General features: G+C 73.2%; 21 protein-coding genes. 3 read left to right on the forward strand and 18 right to left on the reverse strand.

What is annotated here, in order from left to right; all coding sequences use genetic code 11:
- Window positions 1–137: 137 nt before the first annotated feature.
- Entirely contained in the window at window positions 138–530 is a 393-nt protein-coding gene (locus tag BJ979_RS00060) for a DUF1801 domain-containing protein (protein WP_179563994.1), read from the reverse strand.
- A gap of 148 nt (window positions 531–678) precedes the next feature.
- Between BJ979_RS00060 and BJ979_RS00065 the strand changes: the two genes are divergently transcribed.
- Complete coding sequence (locus BJ979_RS00065) at window positions 679–1,002, forward strand: hypothetical protein (protein ID WP_179563997.1); 324 nt, start codon at window positions 679–681, stop codon at window positions 1,000–1,002.
- A 197-nt stretch (window positions 1,003–1,199) separates the two neighbouring features.
- Here BJ979_RS00065 and BJ979_RS00070 read toward each other — a convergent pair whose 3' ends face one another.
- The 12 genes from BJ979_RS00070 to BJ979_RS00125 all read right to left on the reverse strand — a co-directional run bounded on the left by BJ979_RS00070 (window position 1,200) and on the right by BJ979_RS00125 (window position 11,966).
- Entirely contained in the window at window positions 1,200–2,627 is a 1,428-nt protein-coding gene (locus BJ979_RS00070) for a sensor histidine kinase (protein WP_179563999.1), read from the reverse strand.
- Complete coding sequence (locus tag BJ979_RS00075; RefSeq protein ID WP_343046519.1) at window positions 2,624–3,334, reverse strand: response regulator transcription factor; 711 nt, start codon at window positions 3,332–3,334, stop codon at window positions 2,624–2,626. The genes BJ979_RS00070 and BJ979_RS00075 overlap by 4 nt, the downstream gene beginning before the upstream one ends.
- Window positions 3,335–3,457: 123 nt before the next feature.
- Complete coding sequence (locus BJ979_RS00080) at window positions 3,458–4,885, reverse strand: right-handed parallel beta-helix repeat-containing protein (protein ID WP_179564001.1); 1,428 nt, start codon at window positions 4,883–4,885, stop codon at window positions 3,458–3,460.
- A 170-nt stretch (window positions 4,886–5,055) separates the two neighbouring features.
- A complete protein-coding gene (locus BJ979_RS00085; RefSeq protein WP_343046520.1) occupies window positions 5,056–5,727 on the reverse strand; it encodes an HAD-IA family hydrolase in 672 nt (223 codons plus the stop codon).
- A 73-nt stretch (window positions 5,728–5,800) separates the two neighbouring features.
- A complete protein-coding gene (locus BJ979_RS00090) occupies window positions 5,801–6,490 on the reverse strand; it encodes a GNAT family N-acetyltransferase (protein WP_343046521.1) in 690 nt (229 codons plus the stop codon).
- Between the two features lie 21 nt (window positions 6,491–6,511).
- Entirely contained in the window at window positions 6,512–7,117 is a 606-nt protein-coding gene (locus tag BJ979_RS00095; RefSeq protein ID WP_179564003.1) for a dihydrofolate reductase family protein, read from the reverse strand.
- A 67-nt stretch (window positions 7,118–7,184) separates the two neighbouring features.
- A complete protein-coding gene (locus BJ979_RS00100) occupies window positions 7,185–7,844 on the reverse strand; it encodes a pentapeptide repeat-containing protein (RefSeq protein WP_179564005.1) in 660 nt (219 codons plus the stop codon).
- 115 nt (window positions 7,845–7,959) lie between these two features.
- Window positions 7,960–8,781 (reverse strand): dihydrofolate reductase family protein, encoded by an 822-nt coding sequence (locus BJ979_RS00105; protein ID WP_343046522.1) that lies wholly within the window; start codon window positions 8,779–8,781, stop codon window positions 7,960–7,962.
- Window positions 8,782–8,796: 15 nt separating this feature from the next.
- Window positions 8,797–9,618, reverse strand: a complete 822-nt coding sequence (folP, locus tag BJ979_RS00110; RefSeq protein ID WP_179569843.1) for a dihydropteroate synthase — start codon at window positions 9,616–9,618, stop codon at window positions 8,797–8,799.
- 62 nt (window positions 9,619–9,680) lie between these two features.
- Entirely contained in the window at window positions 9,681–10,310 is a 630-nt protein-coding gene (gene folE / locus BJ979_RS00115; protein WP_179564007.1) for a GTP cyclohydrolase I, read from the reverse strand.
- A 73-nt stretch (window positions 10,311–10,383) separates the two neighbouring features.
- A complete protein-coding gene (locus tag BJ979_RS00120) occupies window positions 10,384–11,163 on the reverse strand; it encodes an RraA family protein (RefSeq protein WP_246286650.1) in 780 nt (259 codons plus the stop codon).
- A complete protein-coding gene (locus BJ979_RS00125; RefSeq protein WP_179564009.1) occupies window positions 11,160–11,966 on the reverse strand; it encodes a dihydrofolate reductase family protein in 807 nt (268 codons plus the stop codon). The genes BJ979_RS00120 and BJ979_RS00125 overlap by 4 nt, the downstream gene beginning before the upstream one ends.
- A gap of 533 nt (window positions 11,967–12,499) precedes the next feature.
- Here BJ979_RS00125 and BJ979_RS00130 point away from each other — a divergent pair.
- Window positions 12,500–14,008 (forward strand): HNH endonuclease signature motif containing protein, encoded by a 1,509-nt coding sequence (locus BJ979_RS00130; RefSeq protein ID WP_246286651.1) that lies wholly within the window; start codon window positions 12,500–12,502, stop codon window positions 14,006–14,008.
- Window positions 14,009–14,226: 218 nt separating this feature from the next.
- Here BJ979_RS00130 and BJ979_RS00135 read toward each other — a convergent pair whose 3' ends face one another.
- Window positions 14,227–15,711, reverse strand: a complete 1,485-nt coding sequence (locus BJ979_RS00135; RefSeq protein WP_179564013.1) for an MFS transporter — start codon at window positions 15,709–15,711, stop codon at window positions 14,227–14,229.
- A gap of 87 nt (window positions 15,712–15,798) precedes the next feature.
- On the opposite strand from BJ979_RS00135, the gene BJ979_RS00140 reads away from it, so the two are divergent.
- Window positions 15,799–16,389, forward strand: coding sequence for a TetR family transcriptional regulator (locus tag BJ979_RS00140; protein ID WP_179564015.1), 591 nt, complete (start codon window positions 15,799–15,801; stop codon window positions 16,387–16,389).
- Between the two features lie 16 nt (window positions 16,390–16,405).
- Here BJ979_RS00140 and BJ979_RS00145 read toward each other — a convergent pair whose 3' ends face one another.
- The 4 genes from BJ979_RS00145 to BJ979_RS00160 all read right to left on the reverse strand — a co-directional run bounded on the left by BJ979_RS00145 (window position 16,406) and on the right by BJ979_RS00160 (window position 19,740).
- Window positions 16,406–17,578 (reverse strand): GDSL-type esterase/lipase family protein, encoded by a 1,173-nt coding sequence (locus BJ979_RS00145; protein ID WP_179564017.1) that lies wholly within the window; start codon window positions 17,576–17,578, stop codon window positions 16,406–16,408.
- 88 nt (window positions 17,579–17,666) lie between these two features.
- A complete protein-coding gene (locus BJ979_RS00150; RefSeq protein WP_179569848.1) occupies window positions 17,667–18,263 on the reverse strand; it encodes a response regulator transcription factor in 597 nt (198 codons plus the stop codon).
- 74 nt (window positions 18,264–18,337) lie between these two features.
- Window positions 18,338–19,501, reverse strand: a complete 1,164-nt coding sequence (locus BJ979_RS18010; RefSeq protein ID WP_179564019.1) for a sensor histidine kinase — start codon at window positions 19,499–19,501, stop codon at window positions 18,338–18,340.
- Window positions 19,498–19,740, reverse strand: a complete 243-nt coding sequence (locus BJ979_RS00160; protein WP_179564022.1) for a hypothetical protein — start codon at window positions 19,738–19,740, stop codon at window positions 19,498–19,500. Before BJ979_RS00160 ends, BJ979_RS18010 begins: the two co-directional genes overlap by 4 nt.
- Between the last annotated feature and the right edge of the window lie 102 nt (window positions 19,741–19,842).

Below are 19,842 nucleotides of genomic sequence, written 5' to 3' on the forward strand. Positions count from 1 at the left end.
CTCGCCGCCGCTTGTTCGCGCAGATGCAAGGCCCCTGCGGGCGGGAACATCCGGCGCGCGGGACGCGGCGCGGCCAGACGGCTGACGGTCGGACTCGGCTGAGCCCGGCAGAAGTCGGGAGGTCGGGGCGGGCCGACCTACGGCACCGCGATCCAGCGCGTGATCAGATCGGCGTAGTCGCGGCGCCGCTCGGCGAGCGCGGCCGCGTCGGGCACCCCGAGCACGCCGCGGATGTCGGAGAGCCAGCGCACCAGCCCGGCCGGGTCGTCGACGATCGGCGCACCGCCGCGGGTCTCGGCGCGCGACGCGCCGAGGTGCAGCAGCAGCTGCAGCTCGCGCTGCCGGTTCATCACGTTGAAGGTCAGGCGGTCGCGGCCGTCGAGGTCGAAGCTCGGCGCGTTCCACTTGATCGTCTCGGTCAGCCGTGGCTCGAGCTCGAGGAGCAGCGCGCGCATCCCCTCGAAGCGAGCCCGGTCGTCCGGCTCGAGGGCGGCGCGGAACCCGTCGACGGTCGTGTGCTTCGCGGGCATGCGGCCAGCTTCCCGCGGCGGGACGGAGCGGGGCAACGGGTGGTCGCGGGTGTCGTCGGGCGGGCGTAGCATCCGAGGCATCACGCGTGGCCGGACGCTCCCCTGTCCGACCCCGCGCACCCGCGCGGGCCCGAACCCGAGGAACACCGTGGCTCTCAACGGCAGCGTGCAGGACGGGCTGGATGCGGCGGCACGCGCCCGCTCCGGCTACTCCCCCGCCTGGCACCCCATCCTCTCGGCCGACGAGGTCGAGCCCGGCACCTGGGTCATGCGGTCGCAGGTGCGCGACTACGCGATCATCCGGATGCTGCGCATCGGCGACGAGGTCGGCTACCGCGCCGTCACCTGGGCCGAGCAGAGCGGCGACCGCAAGCTCATCGGCTACTACCGCACGCTGCGCGCGGCGGCGTTCGCGGCGCACCAGGTGTTCCTGGCGCAGCACGCGCGCAGCGGCGGGATCAACGGGGTGTGAGCGGGACGGATTGTGCGCGACACGGGTGCGGTGCGGGAGCGCAGCGCGAGGGCGAGCACGAGCACGAGCACGAGCACGAGCACGATCACGAGCACAGCGTCGGGCGACACGTCCCATCGCGGCGCAATGCGACGCGAGCGCGCTGCTGATCCGACACCGTGCGGGGCCGGCTCGGCTGCCCGCGCGCTATGCGCTCGCTAGTCGGCAGCGGCCGGCCCGGCAGCCGGCGGGAACACCAGCTCGACCTGGCCGCCGACGCCGTCGACGGCGTTCGCGCCGATCGCGAGGGTCGCGCCGTGGCGGCGGGCGATCCAGCTGGCGAGCGACAGGCCGAGACCGGTTCCGCCGTTGCCGCTCGTGACGAACTCGCGGGTCACGTCGAGGCCCGGCGGGAAGCCGGGGCCGAGGTCGCGCACCTGAAGCACGACGGCATCCGGGCCGACGCTCGAAGCCATGCCGACGCTCGGGGCCGCGCCGCCGACGGAACCCCCGTCGCCGCACGTCGCCGTCGGGCGCCGGAACGCCGCGACCGTGATCAGCGGGGCCCGCTCGGGCACCGTGCCGTGCCGGCGCGCGTTCTCGACCAGGTTGGCGACGAGGTGCCGCAGCAGGTCGGGGTCGCCGATCACGGTGAGCGGCTCGGCGACGTCGACGATCACGTTCGGGTCGAGGTGCTCGGCATCGGCGGCGATCTGATCGAGGCGCACCTGCTCGCGCACCTCGGGCACCTCCGACTGATCGATGCGCGCCGCGAGCAGCAGGTTGCCGATGACGCGGCTCGCACCGTCGGCGATCGCGACGAGCTCGCGCACGGCGGGCGAGGTCGCGGGCGCGGCCGAGGAACGACCGTCGCCGCGGTCGAGCGACTCGGCCCCGGCGCGCAGCCGGGCCAGCGGAGTGCGCAGCTCGTGCGCCGCCAGCGCGAGGAAGCGCTCGCGCTGCTGCGCCGCATCCACGGCCGGGCGGATGCTGCGCCGCGTGATCAGCGCGCCGACCACCGCCAGCGAGATCACCAGTGCGCCGCCGCCCACGAGGGTCGGCACGAGGAGCGGCCCGCTGGTCCAGGTGACGGCGGGCGCGACCGCGACGACGGCGCCGGCGACCTCGCGGGTGTCGCCGTCGGAGAACCAGGGCAGCGCGATCGCGCGCACGGTTCCGTCGCCGAGCGGGAGCGTCGAGCGCACGCCGTTCTCCTCGGGGTCGTCCATCGACAAGCGGGCGATCGGGATGAGGGCGTCGGTCGACGGGCGTGCGGCGCCGGCCGTCGGATCGTCGTCTGAGCTGAGGTCCGGGTCGGAGTCGAGCACCTCGCGCGGATCGCCGCCGCGCGCGAAGACGACGAGCCGGGCCGGCCGCGCGCCATCGGGACGGTCGAACAGCATGTCGTCGGTCAGCGCGCTGGTGTCCGGCTCGGCGCTCGTGCCGAACACGAGCCCCGCGGCCCGACCGGCCTCGCCCTGCAGGAAGCTGTCGAGCTCGCGCTCGCGGGCATGCGTGTCGACGACGACGAGCACCACGGCGAACGCCGTGACGCCGGCGAGCGCGCTCACCGCGAACAGCACGGCGAGGCGGCGGTTCAGGCGCTGAAGCGCGGCGCGGGGGCCGGAGGCGGACGCGGCGCTCACGCGGTGCCCGGATCGCCGCCGACGACCGGCCGCGCATCCTCGGCATCCGGCTCGCGCGCCACGTATCCCGCCCCGCGCACCGTGTGCACGAGCGCGGGCTCGCCGAGCTTCTGCCGCAGCAGCCGCATCCGCACGTCGACGACGTTCGAGCGCGGGTCGGCGTCCTCGTCCCAGCAGTGCTCGATCAGGTCGGTGCGCGAGACGACGCGGCCGGCGTTCCGAAGCAGGTAGACGAGGATCGCGAGCTCCTTGGCCGTGAGCGTCAGCGTTCGTCCGCCGCGCTGCGCCGTGAGCTGCGCGGGATCGACGGCCAGGTCGGCGAGCGTCAGCACCGGCGCCTGCACGCTCGCGCTGCGGCGGCCGAGCGAACGCAGCCGGGCCAGCAGCTCGGCCATCGCGAAGGGCTTGGCGAGATAGTCGTCGCCGCCCGCATCCAGCCCGGCGACCCGCTGCTCGATCCCGTCGAGCGCGGTCAGGAAGAGGATGGGCGTCGTCACGCCGTCGGCGCGGGCGCGGCGGGCCAGCGCGGCCGAGTCGCCGCCGGGCACGGTGCGGTCGAGCACGGCCACGTCGTAGTCGGTGATGAAGAGCCGCTCGTCGGCCTCAGCGAGGGTCGTGGCCTCGTCGACCGCATCGCCGCGCGAGCGCAGCACGCTCGCGATGCTCGAGCGCAGGGCGTCGTCGTCTTCCAGCAGCAGCACCCGCACCGGCTCATCATGGCATCCGCGCGCAGCGGGCCGGGCTCCGCGGCGGGCTCCGCGAGAGTACGCACTCTGCGGACTCCCGACGGCGTATCGGGGCGCAGAGTGCGTACTCTCACGGGATCTCGGTCAGTTGGAGCGCACCGCGTAGGTGCTCGCCGCATCCTGCCCGCTGCGGGTCTTCCAGGTGGGGAAGCCGGTGATGGCCGCGCCGTTCCAGCTGAAGCCGACCTGCGTCGCGGCGACGGGCGAGCCGTAGTCGTTGCGGTCGAACACGACGTTCGCGGTCTTCGCGACGCCGCCGGCGTTCTTCACGCGGCCGACGAGCGCCGGGCTGTCGCCGGTCGCGGTGATGCGGTTGCCCGTGAAGCGGCTGTCGTGAACCATGTTCTGCAGCAGGATCTCGGGCGAGCCGTCGTCGTTCTGGTTGTTGCCGGTGAAGGTGTTGCCGGTCACCGTGACGTCGTAGGCGTCACCCTTCGTCGCCGAGTAGCCGCCGACCGCGAGGCCGACCCAGGCGCTGCCGGTGACGGTATTGCTCTCGACGCGGATGCCGTTCGTCGTGCCGCCCTTGTGCTCCGAGGCGACCTCGATGCCGATCTCGGCGCTGTCGACGCGGTTGCCGCTGATCACGATGTCGCGTCCGCCATCCACGTAGATGCCGTCGGCGCAGTCGCAGCCGCCAGCGTAGGCCGGGTTGCCGACCGAGGTGATGCGGGTGACGGTGTTGCCGGTGATGCGGCCGTTGCGCGCACGGTCGGCGTCGGCCGAGCTCGGGTTCTTCGCGACCTTCTCGTAGCCGATCGCGTCGATGCCGATGTTGTTGTTGTCGTGCACGTCGTTCTGGTCGATCGTCCAGCCGTCGACGTTGCCGTTGACGACGACCGACTCGCTCGCGCCGAGCACCAGATGGTCGACCTCGTTGCCGCGGATCGTCAGGTTCGTGATCGGCTTCTGGCCGTTCGTGCCGTAGACGGCGATGCCGTGGGCGTTCACGTCATCCGCCTCCTGCGTGCGGTTGTCGTTGCCGAGGTGGTGCACGTGGTTGCCGGCGACCGTGATGTTCGAGCCGGATCCGCCCACGAAGATGCCCACCGGCGTGCGACCGCGCGACGTCGTGCGGAAGCCGGTGACATCCAGCCCCTGGATCACGATGTCGGAGCTGTCGCGCACATCGACCACGCCCGTCGTGTCGGCGGCCGGGGTCAGGCCGGTCGCGTCGAGCACGACCTTCGCGCCCGGCGCGGCCTGCACGGTCACTCCGCTGCGTCCGCTCAGCACGATGCGCTGCTTCGCGTAGGTGCCGGCGGCCAGCTCGACCGTGCCGCCCGCGGCGCCGAGCTTGTCGACGGCCTTCTGCGGGGTGCGCAGCGGCGCGGCCGCGGTTCCGGCGTTCGTGTCGGCGCCGGTCGGCGCGACGAAGAGCTTGGTGGTGGATGCGGCGTGCGCGACCGGCGCGGGGCCGGCCGTCGTGCTCACGGTCGCCAGGGCCACGCCGGCGACGGCGGTCGCCGCGGCGAGCGCCGCCGCTCCGAGGCGGAGGGTCTTCGGTGTCATCGGTCATCTCCCGGTGTCGGGGCAGGATGCTCCTGCCGTGAACCGAGGATGCCGGGGGCTGGATGACGCGGAGATGACGCGCTCAGCTCGGGTGCGCGGACTGCGCACGGCGAGTGCGCGGTGCGGCAGTCAGCCGAAGCGGGAGCGCGGGCGCGGGACCCCGAGCGCGATCAGGCTCCGGTGATGCGCCACACGGGAGCGCCGCCGGCGTCGGCGATGTCGACGACGAGCCCGCGGTAGTCCGTGATGCGGTCGAGCGACGGCGTCTCGGCCGATTCGGCGCCGCCGACCACGACCGTCTGCGCACCCGAGGCGACGGCCGCGGCGATGCCGGCCGGCGCATCCTCGAAGGCGACGCAGCTCGTGGCCTCGAGTCCGAGTCGCTCGGCGGCCAGCAGGAAAGCGTCGGGGTTCGGTTTGCCGCGCTCGACGTCCTCGGCGGTGACGACGACCCGCGGGCGGCTCACGCCGGCCGCGGCGAGGCGCGCGAGCGCGAGGCTGCGGGGCGCGCTCGTGACCAGGGCGACGGGGGCGAAGGCCGCGGTGATCGCGTCGAGGAAGGCGGCGGCGCCCGGGATCTCGACGATGCCGTCGATGTCGTCCTCCTCGCGCGTGACCAGGTCATCGGCGACGGCGGCCTGCTCGGCCGGACTCAGGTCTGGCAGGAAGCGGCGGATCGTGTCGATCGCCTGCACGCCGTGCGAGACGCGGAGGATCTCGTCGATGTCGAGCCCGTGGTCGGCCGCGAGGCGACCCCACTGCCGTTCGACGACCGCGTGCGAGTCGACGAGCGTGCCGTCCATGTCGAAGAGGAACCCGGCTGCGGTGAGGTCGATCGGCACGCTCCGACGCTAGCGCAGGGCGGTGGCGTGCCGACGCCCGACGGTCAGGGCGCGGCGGGCGAATGCGGCCCGATCAGCGCGCGGCGGGCGGGCGGCGCATCGAGGTGAGACCGGCGAAGGGGCCCGTGGTCGTCTCGTGCGTCGTGACGAAGCCCTGCAGCTCATAGAGGCGGCGGCTTCCGGCCGAGGTCGACGTGAGCGCGGCGGGCAGCCCCGCCGCGTCGGCGCGGGCGAGGCCGTGCGCGAGCAGCGCGGCGCCGATTCCGCGGCCGGCCGCATCCGGATGCACCCCCACGTCGACGAGATACCAGTGCGGCTCGGTCGGGCGATGTGGAGCGCTCGCCTCCTCGTAGGCGCGGTCCTCGCGCAGCCCGCGGAAGCCGATCGCCCGCCAGGCCGCGAGGAGCCCGTGCAGGGCCCCGAGCGGACGCGGTCGATGCTCCGGCCCCTCCCAGAGCGTGACGCCGAGGACGCGGCCGATCGCGGCCCCGCCGACGATTTCGCTGTCGATGGTGTCGCTGTCGAGGTCGCCCTCGACGGCCAGGTCGATGCCCGACTCATCGACCGAGCGCATCCCCCAGGCGAAGAAGGCGGCGATCCGCTCACGACGATCGGCGGCGTTGCGGCTGCCGCTGCTGCTGCTGCTGCTGCTGCTGGGGACGATCCGCGCGACGACCGGATCCCGCTCGAAGGCGGCCGCGAGCACGCGCGCCGACTCGTCGATCAGATCGGGACGCCCCGGGGGCAGCGGGATGATGCGCACGACGGTGGTCTCGATCCGCGCTCAGCGCCGCACCGAGTACTGGGCGATGATCAGCCCGGTCGACGTGACGACCGAGCGCTCGAGCACGAGGTCGGCCCGCGCGACGGCGCCGCGCTCGGCGTCGCCGTCGGCGAAGAGTCGCGTGCCCGCGCCGAGCACGATCGGGTGGATCTGCAGCGTGAACTCGTCGACGAGTCCGGCGGCGTGCAGCGCGCGCACGAGTTCGCCGCTGCCGATGATCGAGATCGCGCCATCCACCTCGCCCTTCAGCCGGCCGACGGTCTCGACCGCGTCGCCCGCGAGCAGGGTCGAGTTCGGGTAGGCGAGCTGCGTGTGCGACGACCGGGAGACGACGTACTTGGTCGCGTTCACGAGGTGCTCGGTGAAGGGATTCGACTCGGTGACCGCGGTCCAGTGGCCGAGCACGTCGTCGTAGGTGCGGCGGCCGAAGAGCATCACGCCCTGCTCGGCCATGCCCTCGCCCATGAAGCGCATCGACGCCTCGTCTTGGTAGCCGTCGCCCCATCCGCCGCGGTCGAAGCCGCCGCGGGTGTCCTCATCCGCGCGGCCGAGGCCCTGCATGACCCCGTCGAGGGTGACGCTCTCGGTGACGCTGATCCTGGCCATGCGGACTCCTTCGTCGGCGGATGCGGTGGGCAGAAGGGTACGCCGCGCACCCGACGGCGCTCGCGGCTCAGTCGGCGATCTCGATGCCGAGGTGCGCCGCGAAGAGCCCGGTCATGGCGGCGGCCTGCACCTCGCCGATGCGGGCGCCGCGCATCCCCTCGATCCCGTCGATCGCGCTCACCTCGAGCCCGCGCAGGTCGAGGTGGGTGGCGCGGGCGCCGTGCAGCACGAGTCGGTCGACAGTGCAGTCCTCGAAGGCGACGCGGGCGAGCGTCGCGCCGCCGAGGTCGAGCTCGTCGAAGCGGCAGCCGCGGAAGAGCACGTCCTCCAGCCGCGACGACCGCAGATTCAGCCAGCCGAGCTTCGAGGCGCTCACGACGACGCGCTCGAGCTCGGCGTCGTAGAGCTCGGCCGATCCGAGCCGCGAGCCGTCGATCTCGACGTCGCGCAGGGTCGCGCGCGGGGCGACGAGCACGGGAGCGTTCAGCCGTTCGAGGCGGGTCTCGAGCAGGCGGATGGCGCGCAGGCCGGTGTCGTGCACGGTCCAGTCGACGAGCTCGCACTCGGTGAAGGTCGCGCCGGAGAGATCCCATTCGGTGAGGTCGGCGCCGGCGATGCGGAGGCCCTCGTACGACTCACCCGCGGCGAGCGCGGTCGGGTCCCCCTCCTCGAGCCCGTGCAGACGCAGCGGGTCGAGGCGCGGGGCGGGGTCGGTCTTCTTCGCCATGCACCCATCCTGTCGGCAGCCGCCGACGATGCACGGACGCGAGCGCGGGGTTCCGTTCCGAGCGCGGGGCGACGACGCCGCGCGCTCGAACGAGACCTCGCGTTCGGCGGAGAGGTCAGGCGCGCACGTGGCGCAGCAGCAGCTCGCCGTCGCCGGAGAGCAGCACCGACGCCGGGCGCATCCCGGTCGGGGCGGCCGCGTCGGCGTGGGCGATGCGGCCGGCGGGGCCGCCCTCGAGCGTCGGCGCGATCGTGAGGCAGAGCTCGTCGACGACGCCCGCCGTGAGGAAGGCGCCGGCGAGGCTCGGTCCGCCCTCGGCGTGGATGCGCCGCAGGCCGCGCGCCGCCAGTTCGGCGCGCAGGCGGGCCGGGTCGACCGACGTGTCGCCCGCATCCATCACGTCGGCGACCGCCGCGAGCGCCGCGCGGGCGCCCGCCGGAGCGCTCGCGACCGTGTAGACGATCGGGCGCACGGGTGCCTCGGCGAAGATCGGCGAAGCCGGGTCGAGATCGAGCCGGCCGCTGACGAGAGCGAACACGGGATGCGGGGCGAGCCCCTGGGCACGACGCCAGGCGACCGCGTCGTCGTCGAGCACCATCGCTCCGTAGCCCTCGGCACGGGCGGTTCCGGCGCCGACCAGCACGACGTCGGCCCAGCGCCGCTGCAGGTCGAAGACCCGCTTGTCGCCGCCGCGGCCGAGTCCGCCGGAGAGCCCCTCACGGGTCGCGGCGCCGTCGAGGCTCGACACGAAGTTCAGGCGCAGCCAGGCGCCGTCGCCCGCGTCGGCGCCGCCCGCATCCACTTCGCCCGCATCCACCTCGCCCGCATCCGGCCGATACGCGCTCTCCCCGAGCGGCGGCGCGTAGGTCGCGAGCACATCGTCGTCGCCGAGTCCGTCGAGCGGATCGGGCCAGAGCCGGTCGAGGCGGGTCGTCACGGGAGCCTCCGCTCGTCAGACGTTGTGCGTCGGATGCGTATTGTGCTCGAGCCGCACCGGCGCGCGCAGCCCGAGGATCGCCTCGGTCATGCGCACCGCGTCGATGCTCGCCTCGACGTCGTGCATGCGCACGATGCGTGCGCCGCCGAGGATGCAGGCCACCATCGCGGCGAGCGAGCCGGCGAGGCGGTCCTTCTTCTCGCGGTCGATCGTCTCGCCGATGAAGTCCTTGTTCGAGACGGCGACGAGCAGCGGCAGGTCGATGGCGGTCAGCTCGTGGATGCGCCGGGTCAGCTCGAGCGAGTGCAGCGTGTTCTTGTCGAGGTCGTGGCCCGGATCGACGATGAGCCGGTCGCGGCGGATGCCGGCCGCCTCGGCCAGCGCGACGCGCTCGCTCAGGAAGGTGCGCACCTCATCCACGACGTCGCCGTAGTGCGCGGGCGGCTTCTCCTCGCGCGGCGGACCGACGCTGTGCGTGATGACGAGATTCGCGTCGCTGTCGGCGACGACGGCCGCCATGTCGGGATCACCGAGTCCGCTCGTGTCGTTGATGACGGCGGCGCCCGCCTCGATCGCGGCCCGCGCGACGGCCGCCTTGTTCGTGTCGACCGAGATGACGACATCCGTCTCGGCGGCGACGCCCGCGATGACCGGAGCGACGCGATCGATCTCCTCCTCGGTCGAGACGGCGGGACCGCGACCGAAGGGCACCCCGCCGATGTCGACCCAGTCGGCGCCCTGCTCGGCCGCGCGCACGGCGGCGGTCACGGCGCGATCGAGGGCGAAGGTCGCGCCCTGGTCGAAGAAGGAGTCGGGGGTGCGGTTGATGACGGCCATGACCGCGACCTGCCGCGCGAAGTCGAACTCGCGTCGCCCGATGCGCTGAACTCCCACCGGGGTCACTCCGCGCCGGAGGCGTCGGCCGGCGAGGAGTCAGCGGTCGACGCGGACGCGGCATCCGCTGTCCCGATCGACTCGAACGGCGACGGCAGCGACGTGACCTCGCCGCGGAACGCGCTCGTCAGCAGGGTCGTGCCCGCGTCGCCGATGCCGCGGAACGACATGCACTGGTGCTCGGCCTCGATCACGACGCCGACGCCGCGGGCCTGGAGGTTCGCATCCAGCCAGTCGGCGACCTGCTCGGTCAGGCGCTCCTGCAGCTGCAGCCCGCGCGCGAAGTGCTCGACCACGCGCACCGGCAGCGAGACGCCGACGAGGTGCTCGCCCGGCAGGTAGCCGACGTGCGCGACGCCGCGGAACGGCAGCAGGTGGTGCTCGCACAGCGACCGGAACGGGATGCCGTGCACGACGACGAGGTCGCGCGAGGCCGGTCCGTCGATGAAGGAGACCGGCGGCAGCGGATCGCGCTGGATCGCGTTGGCCAGCATCTGCACGAAGCGCTCCGGGGTGCGGCGCAGGCGCTCCTCGGCGGGGTCCTGCCCGAGGGCCCGCAGCAGCTCGGCGACGGCGCGCTCTCCGGACGGGAGGTCGAAGGGCACGGCGTCGGGCACGGCCTCGGGCGGGGTCATGTCTCGACGCTACCGCGCGCAGGTGACACGGGCCGGGCCGGTGTCGGCGCACGACGCGACCCGCGGCATCCGCTCAGGTCTCGACCGCCGCTCCGCGTGCGGCCAGGTAGGCGCGCAGCGTGAGCGCGGGGTCGGCGCGCTGCGCGGCGCGGTAGGCGGCGAAGTCGAGCTGCTCGCGCAGTGAGCGCCCGCCCCGCATCAGCTCGGCCTGCCGCGACTCGACGGCCTGGATGCGCCGGGCCTCGGCGAGCACCTCGTCGGCGCGGTCGGCCGGCAGGAACAGCACGCCGTCGTCATCGGCGACCACGATCTCGCCGCCGTGCAGGAGCACGCCGTCGATGCTCGCCACGCGCATCGCCGAGCCGGCGGGCGGCACCCGGCGCGGCCCTGCGGGCAGAGCCCCGAGGCTGTGCACCGGCAGGCCAATCCGCCGCAGCTCGGCGGTGTCGCGGTGCAGTCCCCACAGCACGATGCCCGCGATGCCGGCATGCGCCGCCTCGGCCACGATCAGGTCGCCGATGCACGATTCGTCGGGGCGGCCTCCGTTGTCGATCACGAGCACGTCGCCGGAGCGCGCGTCGTCGATCACCTCGAGGATGACGTCGACGCTGCCGAGGTGGGTCACGGGCGCGGCCGGTCCGGTGAAGGGGCGCTCGAGCAGCACGGGGCTCAGCGCGGGCGGCGCCCAGCGCAGCGGCACGCCCAGACGCACGGCGGCATCGGCGACCGGCGCGGTCGGCACCGGTGCGGTCGACGCCGCAGGAAGCGGCACGGCCACCGCCGCGTCGGCCGACGAGCGCGAGCCCGCCGCGGAGTCACTGCCCGAAGCGGGATGCATGTCGACATCGCTCATGTCGCGAGCGTAGAACCGCCGACCGACGCCGTGACGCCGGCGCAGGCCACGCCCGGCCGGGCGGACCGACCGCATCCGCCGGCGTCCGCCCGCATCCGCCGCCCCAAGGTGCCGGACGCCGACCCGACCCTGCCCGCGTCAGTCGCGCTCGCGCCGGTAGACGTTGACGACCGCGCCCGAGGCGAGCGGTCGTGTCTCGGCCACGCTGAAGCGGCTGAGGGCGAAGCCCTCGGGGAACAGCCTCTTGCCCGTGCCGAGCACGAGCGGGTAGACAGCCGGTACTCGTCGACGAGGTCATGCTCGCCGAGCGAGCGGATGAGATCGGCGCTGCCCCACACGCGGATCTCGCCGTCGATGTCGGTGCGCTGCTTCAGCGCGGAGACCTCGCTCGCGACGTCGCGCACGACGACCGTGTTCTTCCAGGTCGGGTCGGTCAGCGTGGATGACGCGACGAACTTCGTGACGCGGTTGTAGCGACGGGTGAACTCGCCCATCAGTCCCGGTTCGTCTTCGCTCCACACGCCCCAGGCGCGCGCCCAGATGTCGTAGGTCTTGCGACCGAGCAGCAGCGCTCCGGTGCGGCTCTCCCACTCGGCGATCAGGCCGTCGCCCTCATCGCCCGCGGTGCCGTCGGCGGCGCCGTCCGCGGCGTCATCGGCGCCGCTGCCGTCCGCCGCATCCGCGTCGTAATCCATCTGCCAGCCGCTGTACGGGAAGTCGCCCTCCTCGTCCTCCCCGTCGCCGCCCGGCCCCTGGATGACGCCGTCGAGGGTCATGAACTCCTGCACCACGATCTCGCTCATGTCGGCTCCTTCGCCGCTCGGATCACCCGGCGCGGCACGCGGTGAGGTCACGGCCGACGGAACGGGCGGATGTGCGGCCAGGGTAGGCCGCTACGTCTGCGGTTGGCCAGCGGTCGAGGCGAGACGCCACGGAAGCTTCCGCGGCGTCGGGCGTGCGGTTCGGGATCGTGCGGCGCAGGGCGGGGCGGGGCGGCTCGCTGCAGCTCGGTCGCGGTCCGTCTCGGTGGCGGCGGAGCCGACTGCGGCACGGCAGCGTAGGCGACGAAGGTGGCGGCGGTCCGGTTCGGCCGGGTGGCGCTTCGGTTCGGCGGTGGCGGCGGGGTACCGCTCGTTGTGTGGATGTGCGCGGTTCGCGCATCTCGCTACGGGCACACGCGGGCGACAGCGGGCGCAGATGGGGAGGTGGAGATGTCGGTGGCGTATGCAGTCGGAGTCTGCGGCTCATGTGTTTCTGATCTGCGGTTCTGATGCTGCGGCCGGTACCGGTGGATGTCAGTGGTGGCTGTCATGGTGTGGGTATGGAGAAGCCACCGATGACACCGCGAGGCGATGACCTCGGTGGTGGTCTCGCGGGTGCGGGCGACCTTCGGGAGGTCACGCTCGAGGGCCTTGTCGGGCGCGCCGGAACCGTGTCGGCGCGAGTGTGTGCGGCGCAGGTCGCGGAGGTGCGGATGCTCGCCGACGCCGGCTTCTACGCCGAAGCCCTGGCGGCGGGTGCGGCCGCGAGCGTGAAGGCGCACGACATGGCGTTGCGGGCTGTCGCCGCGGAGCTCGGCGGGGTGCTGCGGCTCTCGGACCGGGTCGTGCAGGGTCGCATCGGCGACGCCCGCGAGATGGTCGAGTTCTACCCTGACGCCGTCGACGCGTGGGAAGCCGGGCTGATCAGCCGCGGGCACATGAACGTCATCGTCGCCGCCGGGCGGGCGGTACCCGTCGAGCGACGGGCCGAGTTCGAAGCAGAAGCGATCGACCGCAGCCTCGCTGATACCCCGAACCGGGTCCGGGCCGGTCTGGAGATCTACGCCGAGCAGCTCGCCCAGCGCAGCCTCACCGAACGCCACGACGAGGCCGCGCGGGAGCGGTGCGTGCGCGTGTTCCCGGGGCGGGACGGGATGTGCGACGTCGTCGCCACCGTCCCGATGGTGATCGGCGACGCGATCCTCGACCGCCTCACCCGCATGGGCCAGACCGTGAAAGACATCTCCCCAGGTGACGATGAGCGGGGGATCGATCAGATCCGCACCGACGTGTTCGCCGATCTGCTCCTCGCCGGTATTCCCGCCGTCGATCCCACTCGCTACGGCGACGGCGAGGGCGCACTCGGCACGATCCGCGCGCAGGTGCAGGTCGTCGTGCCGGCACTCGCGCTGGTCGGCTACGACGAGTCGGCCGCCGACCTGGTCGGGCGTTCCCCGATCGACGCCGGCACCGCCCGGGAGCTCGCGAAGAACGCTCCCTCGCTCACCCGCATGCTGACCGATCCGGTCTCAGGCACCGTGTTCGCCGTCGACTCCTACCGGCCGAGCTGGGCGCAGCGTCGACACCTGCGCGCCCGCGACCAGCACTGCCGCTTCCCCGGATGCCGGCAGGCCGCCATCCGCTGCGAACTGGATCACACCCTCGACCACGCCCTCGGCGGACCCACCGCGCTCAGCAACCTCGCCCACCTCTGCCAGCGGCACCACTCGATGAAGCAGTTCACCGGATGGACGGTGCGCCAGCTGCCCGGCGGGGTGCTGGAGTGGACCTCGCACACGGGACGCGTCTACCGCGAGAACGCACCCGCACCGCGCGTCACATTCGATCCCACGACGACGACCACCTCGCCGAGACCACCCGACCCACCCGAGCCATCCGACCTCGTCGACTGGCCTGATCCGCCGACCCCACCCGAGAATCCCACCCCGCCCGAACCGCCCGGCATCGCGGCCGACTCAGCGGTCCTGCACATCCCGATCGACCCTGACCCCGACGCGATCGACCGCTTCTTCGAGCTGCTCGAGACCGACCTCGGGATCGCACTCGACTCCGCACCCTCCTGATCGACCGCGCGCGCTCGAACGCGTCGCCAGCGCGCCCCTGGTCGCCCCTGGTCGCGAGTGTGTCAGCCGGCCCGAAGCACGGCCCCGACCAGCCGCTCACGGAACCGCACGACCCGCGAGCGAGCGCTTCTCGCCGCGCCGTCCACCTGCGCGACGTCGGCGCACCCACGCGGGTGCCCGGCGCGTCCTCGGACGAGGCGGGCACCCGCCTCATCCACTCAGCCGAGCTCGATCGAGCCCTTCTGGTCGGCGCGCGGGCGCGGGATGAACGCCGCGACGATCACGCAGACCACCGCCGCCCCGAGTCCGAGCACGAGCGTGAGCAGGAACCCGCCCTCGCTCGGCCCGGTGACCCCGCCGACCGTCGTGACCGACTGGGCGAGGATGGCGCCGGCGACGGCCGAGGCGATGCTCGTGCCGAGCGAGCGCATGAGCGCGTTGAGTCCGTTCGCCGCACCGGTCTCGTGCGCGGGCACAGCCTGCATGATGAGCGCGGGCATCGCCGCGTAGCCCATGCCGACGCCCACGCCGAGCACGATGTTGACCAGCAGGATCTGCCACGCCTCGGCGTGGAAAAGCAGCGCCAGACCGTAGGCCAGCGCGAGCACGGCCGCGCCGACGATGAGCAGCGGCTTCGGACCCCAGCGGCGCTCGACCCGGCCGGCGACCGGCGACATCGCCATCATCGCCAGGCCCGAGGGGGCGAGGATGAGCGCCGCGACCGTGAGGGTCAGGCCCAGTCCGATGCCGGTCGCCCGCGGCAGCTCGAGCAACTGCGGCAGCACGACGTTCGACGCGAACAGCGCGAAGCCCATCGCGACCGAGGCGAGGTTCGTGAGCAGCACCGGTCCGCGCACGCTGACGCGCAGGTCGACGAGCGGATCCTTCACGCGCAGCTCGATCACGCCCCAGATCAGCAGCACGACCACGCCGCCGATCAGCAGGGTCAGGGTGCGCGCATCCCCCCAGCCCCATTCGCCGCCGCGCGAGACGGCGATGAGCACGCCCACGAGACCGAGGGCGAGGCCGATGATGCCGACGACGTCGATGCGCCCGGGGGTGCGTTGCGCGCTCGCGGGCACGAACGCGGCGTACGCGGCGAAGGCGAGGAGCGCGATGCCGGCGGCGACCCAGAACAGCGCGTGCCAGTCGAGGTTCTCGGCGACGACCGCGCTGAGCGGAAGACCGAGCGCGCCGCCCACGCCGAGCGTGGCGCTGACCAGGGCGATACCCGAGCCGAGCTTCCGCGGCGGCAGCACGTCGCGCAGGATCGAGATGCCGAGCGGGATGACGCCGGCCGCCATGCCCTGCAGCACGCGGGCGACGATCATGGTGCCGACGTCGTTCGAGAGCGCGGCGACGATCGCGCCGATCGCCTGCAGCAGCAGGAGCGCCATCGCGACGCGGCGCTTGCCGAACATGTCACCGAGGCGTCCGGCGACCGGCGTGCAGACCGCGGCCGCGACGAGCGTGGCCGTGATGACCCACGCCGTGTTGTCGCTCGTGGTGTTCAGCAGGCGCGGCAGCTCGCCCTGGATCGGGATGAGGATCGTCTGCATGAACGACGCCCCGAGGCCCGCGAAAGCGAGCACGGCGAGGATCGCGCCCGGGTGGCGCTGACGCGCGCTCGCACCTGCGCCTCCGTCCGCTCCGCCGCCGTCGGCGGCGGCCAGGGGGATGTCCTGGGTCGGGGTCTGGGTCATCGGTCGTTCGTCCTCTTCTTCGGGTCGGGTCATAGTGAGACGCCGTCTCATCAAGCAGACACCGTATCACCTTGTAGACTCCACGTCATGGCCAACGAGGTACGCGATCGCAGCCGCGAGATCCTCCGCGCCGAGTTCGCCGACGCCGCGGCCACGTTCTGCGCCGAGCACGGCTTCGACGAGGTGACGGTCGACGAGATCGCGCACGGCATCGGCATCTCGCGCGCGACCTTCTTCCGCTACTTCGCGTCGAAAGAGGATGCGGTGGTCTCCGCCAGCCGCGGCTCGGCCGGCGCCTACGCCCGACGCGTCGCCGAGACCCCCGTCGAGCCCGGCATGACCGCGTGGCAGCTGCTGCGCGCCGCGGCCGAGTCGATGGTCGCCGCGTCGGAGGAACGCGGTGACGTGACCCGCGCGCGCATCCGCATGATCACCGACGTGCCCGCGCTCAAGGGCCGCCTCGCCTGGGAGCGCCGCAACGAGCAGTCGAGCCTCGCCGATGCGCTGCGCGAGCGACTCGGCGACGACCGCACCGCCCGGGCCCTCGCCGCGGCCGCCGTCTCGGCCGCCGACCTCGCCTGGCAGGAGTGGGCGCGCACGCCGCGCTCGAAGCTCAGTCCGCTGCTCGACGCCTACTTCGCCGCGTTCAGCGGGCTGGCGGAGATCACGCTCGACTGAGCGGCGCTCACGCCGGTCAGAACGCCGCGGCGAGCGCCCCGCCCGGGCCGAAGGCGCGCTCGGCGAAGCGCTCGCCGATCAGCGCGTGCGCCTCGGGCCCCGGGTGCAGGGCATCCGGCAGCGGCAGCCGCTCCGCATCCGCCTCGCTGTAGAGCTCGAGCCCGTCGAGGTAGGCCAGGTTCGCGTCGTCGGCGCGCTGCTCGACGATCTCACGCAGCGCATCCCGGATCACCCGCAGCGTCAGCGCCCCGCGCGCGACCTCGGCCGGATCGCCGCTCGCGAGGAACCTCACCTGCCCGCCGCCGAGCGTCGCCGGATCGATGAGGCACGGCCCCGGAGTGTCTTCGTGGATGCCGCAGAAGATCGGCGACACCAGCAGCAGCGGGGTGTCGGGCTGCCCCTCGCGGATCGTGTCGAGGAACCCGTGCACGGCCGGCACGAAGGTGCGCAGCCGCATCCCGTCGAGGTTCACCGTGTTGATGCCGAGCTTCATGCTGATCGCGTCGGCGGGGGCATCGCGGATCACCCGGGCCATGAACGGGTCGACCAGCGCGCTGCCGCCGAAGCCGAGACTGCGGAGTTCCACGCCCGCGCGCCGGGCCGCGACGACCGGCCAGACGCCCGTCGGCTCGGCCGCATTCGACCCGTGGCTGATCGAGCTGCCGTGGTGCACCCAGAGCGGGCCGGATGCGGGCGCCGGCGCGAGCGGAGCATCCGCCCGCACATCCACCAGCTCGATGCCCTCGTTGAACGGCAGCCAGAGCTCGACCACGTGCTCGCCCTCCGGCAGCTCGAAGCGCAGGGTGTGCGACTCCCCCGGCACGGGCGTCGCCGATCCGGTCGCGATCTCGACCTCGAGCGCATCGCCGCCGGCGAGCTCGGCGCTCGTGGCCCGCGCGCCGTCGATCACGACATCCACCCGCCCGCGCGGACGGTCGGCGCCGCGGTAGGCGACGAAGCTCGGGTGCACCACCAGCTCGATCCAGCTCGCGCTCGTGACGGTCGCGAGCCGCGCTCCGGAGGGCTGCGCCTCCATCGCGAGCAGCTGCGGATCGGCGAAACGGCGTGCGCTCGCCGGCAGCCGGTGCAGGCGCACGCCGCGAGCGGTCGGCTCGAACTCGGCGACGCCGTGGATGAGGTCGCGGGCGAGATCGGAGAGCGGGCGGGCGGGGTGGGGCTGCTCGGTCATGTCGTGCTCGTCCTTCTCGTCGTGCTGGTGCTCGTTCTCGTGCTGGTGCTCGTTCTCGTGCTGGAGTTCGCGCTCGCGCGTCCGGCGCTCACAGCCAGCCGCGGTCGCGGGCGAACCGCGCCGCGTCGTGGCGGGTCGAGGTGCCGGTCTTCTGCATCGCGCTCGACAGGTAGTTGCGCACGGTGCCGCCGGCCAAGTGCAGCCGTCGGGCGATGACCGCGACGGAGTAGCCCTCGCGGGTCTCGCGCAGCGCATCCAGCTCGCGATCGGTCAGCGGGCAGTCGTCGACGACCGAGGCTTCGAGCACCTCGTGGGCGATCCAGCGTCCGCCGCCGTGCAGGGTGCGCACGACCTCGGCGATCTCGGCGGGCTCGGCCGACTTGCTCAGGAAGCCGCGCACGCCGAGCTTGAGCGCGCGCCGCAGCACGCCCGGGCGCGCGTGCCGGGTGAGCATGAGGATGCTCTGCTGCGGTCGCTCGGCGACGATCGCCTCGACGGCCTCGAGACCGTCCATGCCGGGCATCTCGAGATCGATCGCGAGCACGTCGGGCCGGTGGTTCCGCACGGCCTCGATCGCACCGCGGCCGTCCTCGGCCTGCGCCACCACCTCGATGCGCCCCTCGAGCGGGAGCAGCGTGGCCAGCGCCGAGCGCAGCAGCTGCTCGTCGTCGACGAGCACGACCATGATGGGCGCGTCGGGCGAGCCCGGGTCGGATGCCGTGGGGTCGGGTGTCGTGAGGTCGGATGCCGTGGGGTCGCTCATGCCTCGTCTTCCTCCGAATCCGCGGGGGACCCCGCCGTCGCCGTCACGACGAACCGTCCGCGATCGCGCTCGATGTCGAGCGAGCCGCCCTCCGCCTCGAGCCGCTCTCGCAGGCGGGCGAGCCCGCGCAGGGCAGGCTCGCGCTGGTCCGGCTCGCCCGCATCCTCCTCGCCGACGGGCGCGGCCACGCCGTCGTTCTCGATCCGCACCGCGCCGGGCGCGACCGCGATGGTCAGCGTCATCGGCCGCGCGTGGCGCAGCAGGTTCGTGGTCGCCTCGCGCAGCACCTGCGCCAGCAGCGGATGCGCTGCCCGCGAGGCCGCGGCATCCCCGTCGATCGAGACCGCGATGCCGGCGGCCTCGGCCAGGTTGCGGGTGTTCTCCAGCTCGGCCGGCAGGTTCAGCTCGTGGCTCGCGTAGGCGAGCTCGCGGGTGCGCCCGATCGTGTCGCCGATGAGGGCGCGCACCTCGCCGATCTCGGCGGTCGCCCGCGCCGGATCGCTGTCGATGACGCGCTCGGCGACCGCGAGCTTGAGTCGGGCGACGTGCAGGGCGTGGCCCTGGATGTCGTGCAGATCGCCGGCGAAGCGCACCCGCTCACGCTCGACGGCGAGCGCCGCCTCGGCCTGCTTCGCCCGCTCGGCCTGGTGCACGAGCAGCAGGGCGCGCTCGCACAGGGCGACGACGCCCACGATGATGAGCGTGCCGATGGACGGCATGAGGATGTAGCGCTCGGCCAGCTCGATCGACGCCGGCTGCGTCAGGTAGACGGTCGCGCCGAACAGCGCGACCACGCCGGTGAGCAGCAGGGTCGCCGGCAGTCGGGGCCAGGGCAGGCGGTGCAGGATCAGGCCGATCGTCAGGGCCGCGCTGAAGAACCCGAGCGGGCTCGCTCCGGTCAGCGCGCACGAGATCCAGACCACGAGCGAGAACACGGCGGCGAACACCCCGCCCTTGCCGATGCCGTCGGTCGTCCAGATGAAGAACACCGGCAGCGACAGGATCAGGCCGAGCGCGAGCATCCAGCCCTCGAAGGCGCTGTCGGCGCTGATCACGGCGACGACGACGCCGATCGGCATGATCGCGATCATCGCGATCAGCAGGGTCGTGCGACGCATCCGGCGCAGCACCGCCGGGTCGCCATGCACGTCGGAGATCACGCTCGATTCTCTCCGCCGCGCTTCTTCAGCGCCTGGATCACCGGGAGTTTCACCAGCAAGCTGACGACGACGAGACCGAAGGCCCACCACTTGAGCCAGTCGTTCTCGACGAAGAAGTCCGAGATCTCGGCGGGCAGCACGGTGAACAGCCCGCGGCCGTACTGCAGGCCGAAGAAGGCCACGCACAGCGCGGCGCCGAGAGCGGTGGTGAGCGACAGGATGGCGTTGAGCAGCTTCATGTCCTCCACCCTTCTCGGCGCGGGAGCCGCCGGGTAGTGACGCCGCGTCACGAGGTCGGGTGACGGCTGCGCGACCACGCGGGCGCGCAACAGCGGGGCGCC

The organism is Schumannella luteola (assembly GCF_013408685.1).
Lineage (GTDB): Bacteria > Actinomycetota > Actinomycetes > Actinomycetales > Microbacteriaceae > Schumannella > Schumannella luteola.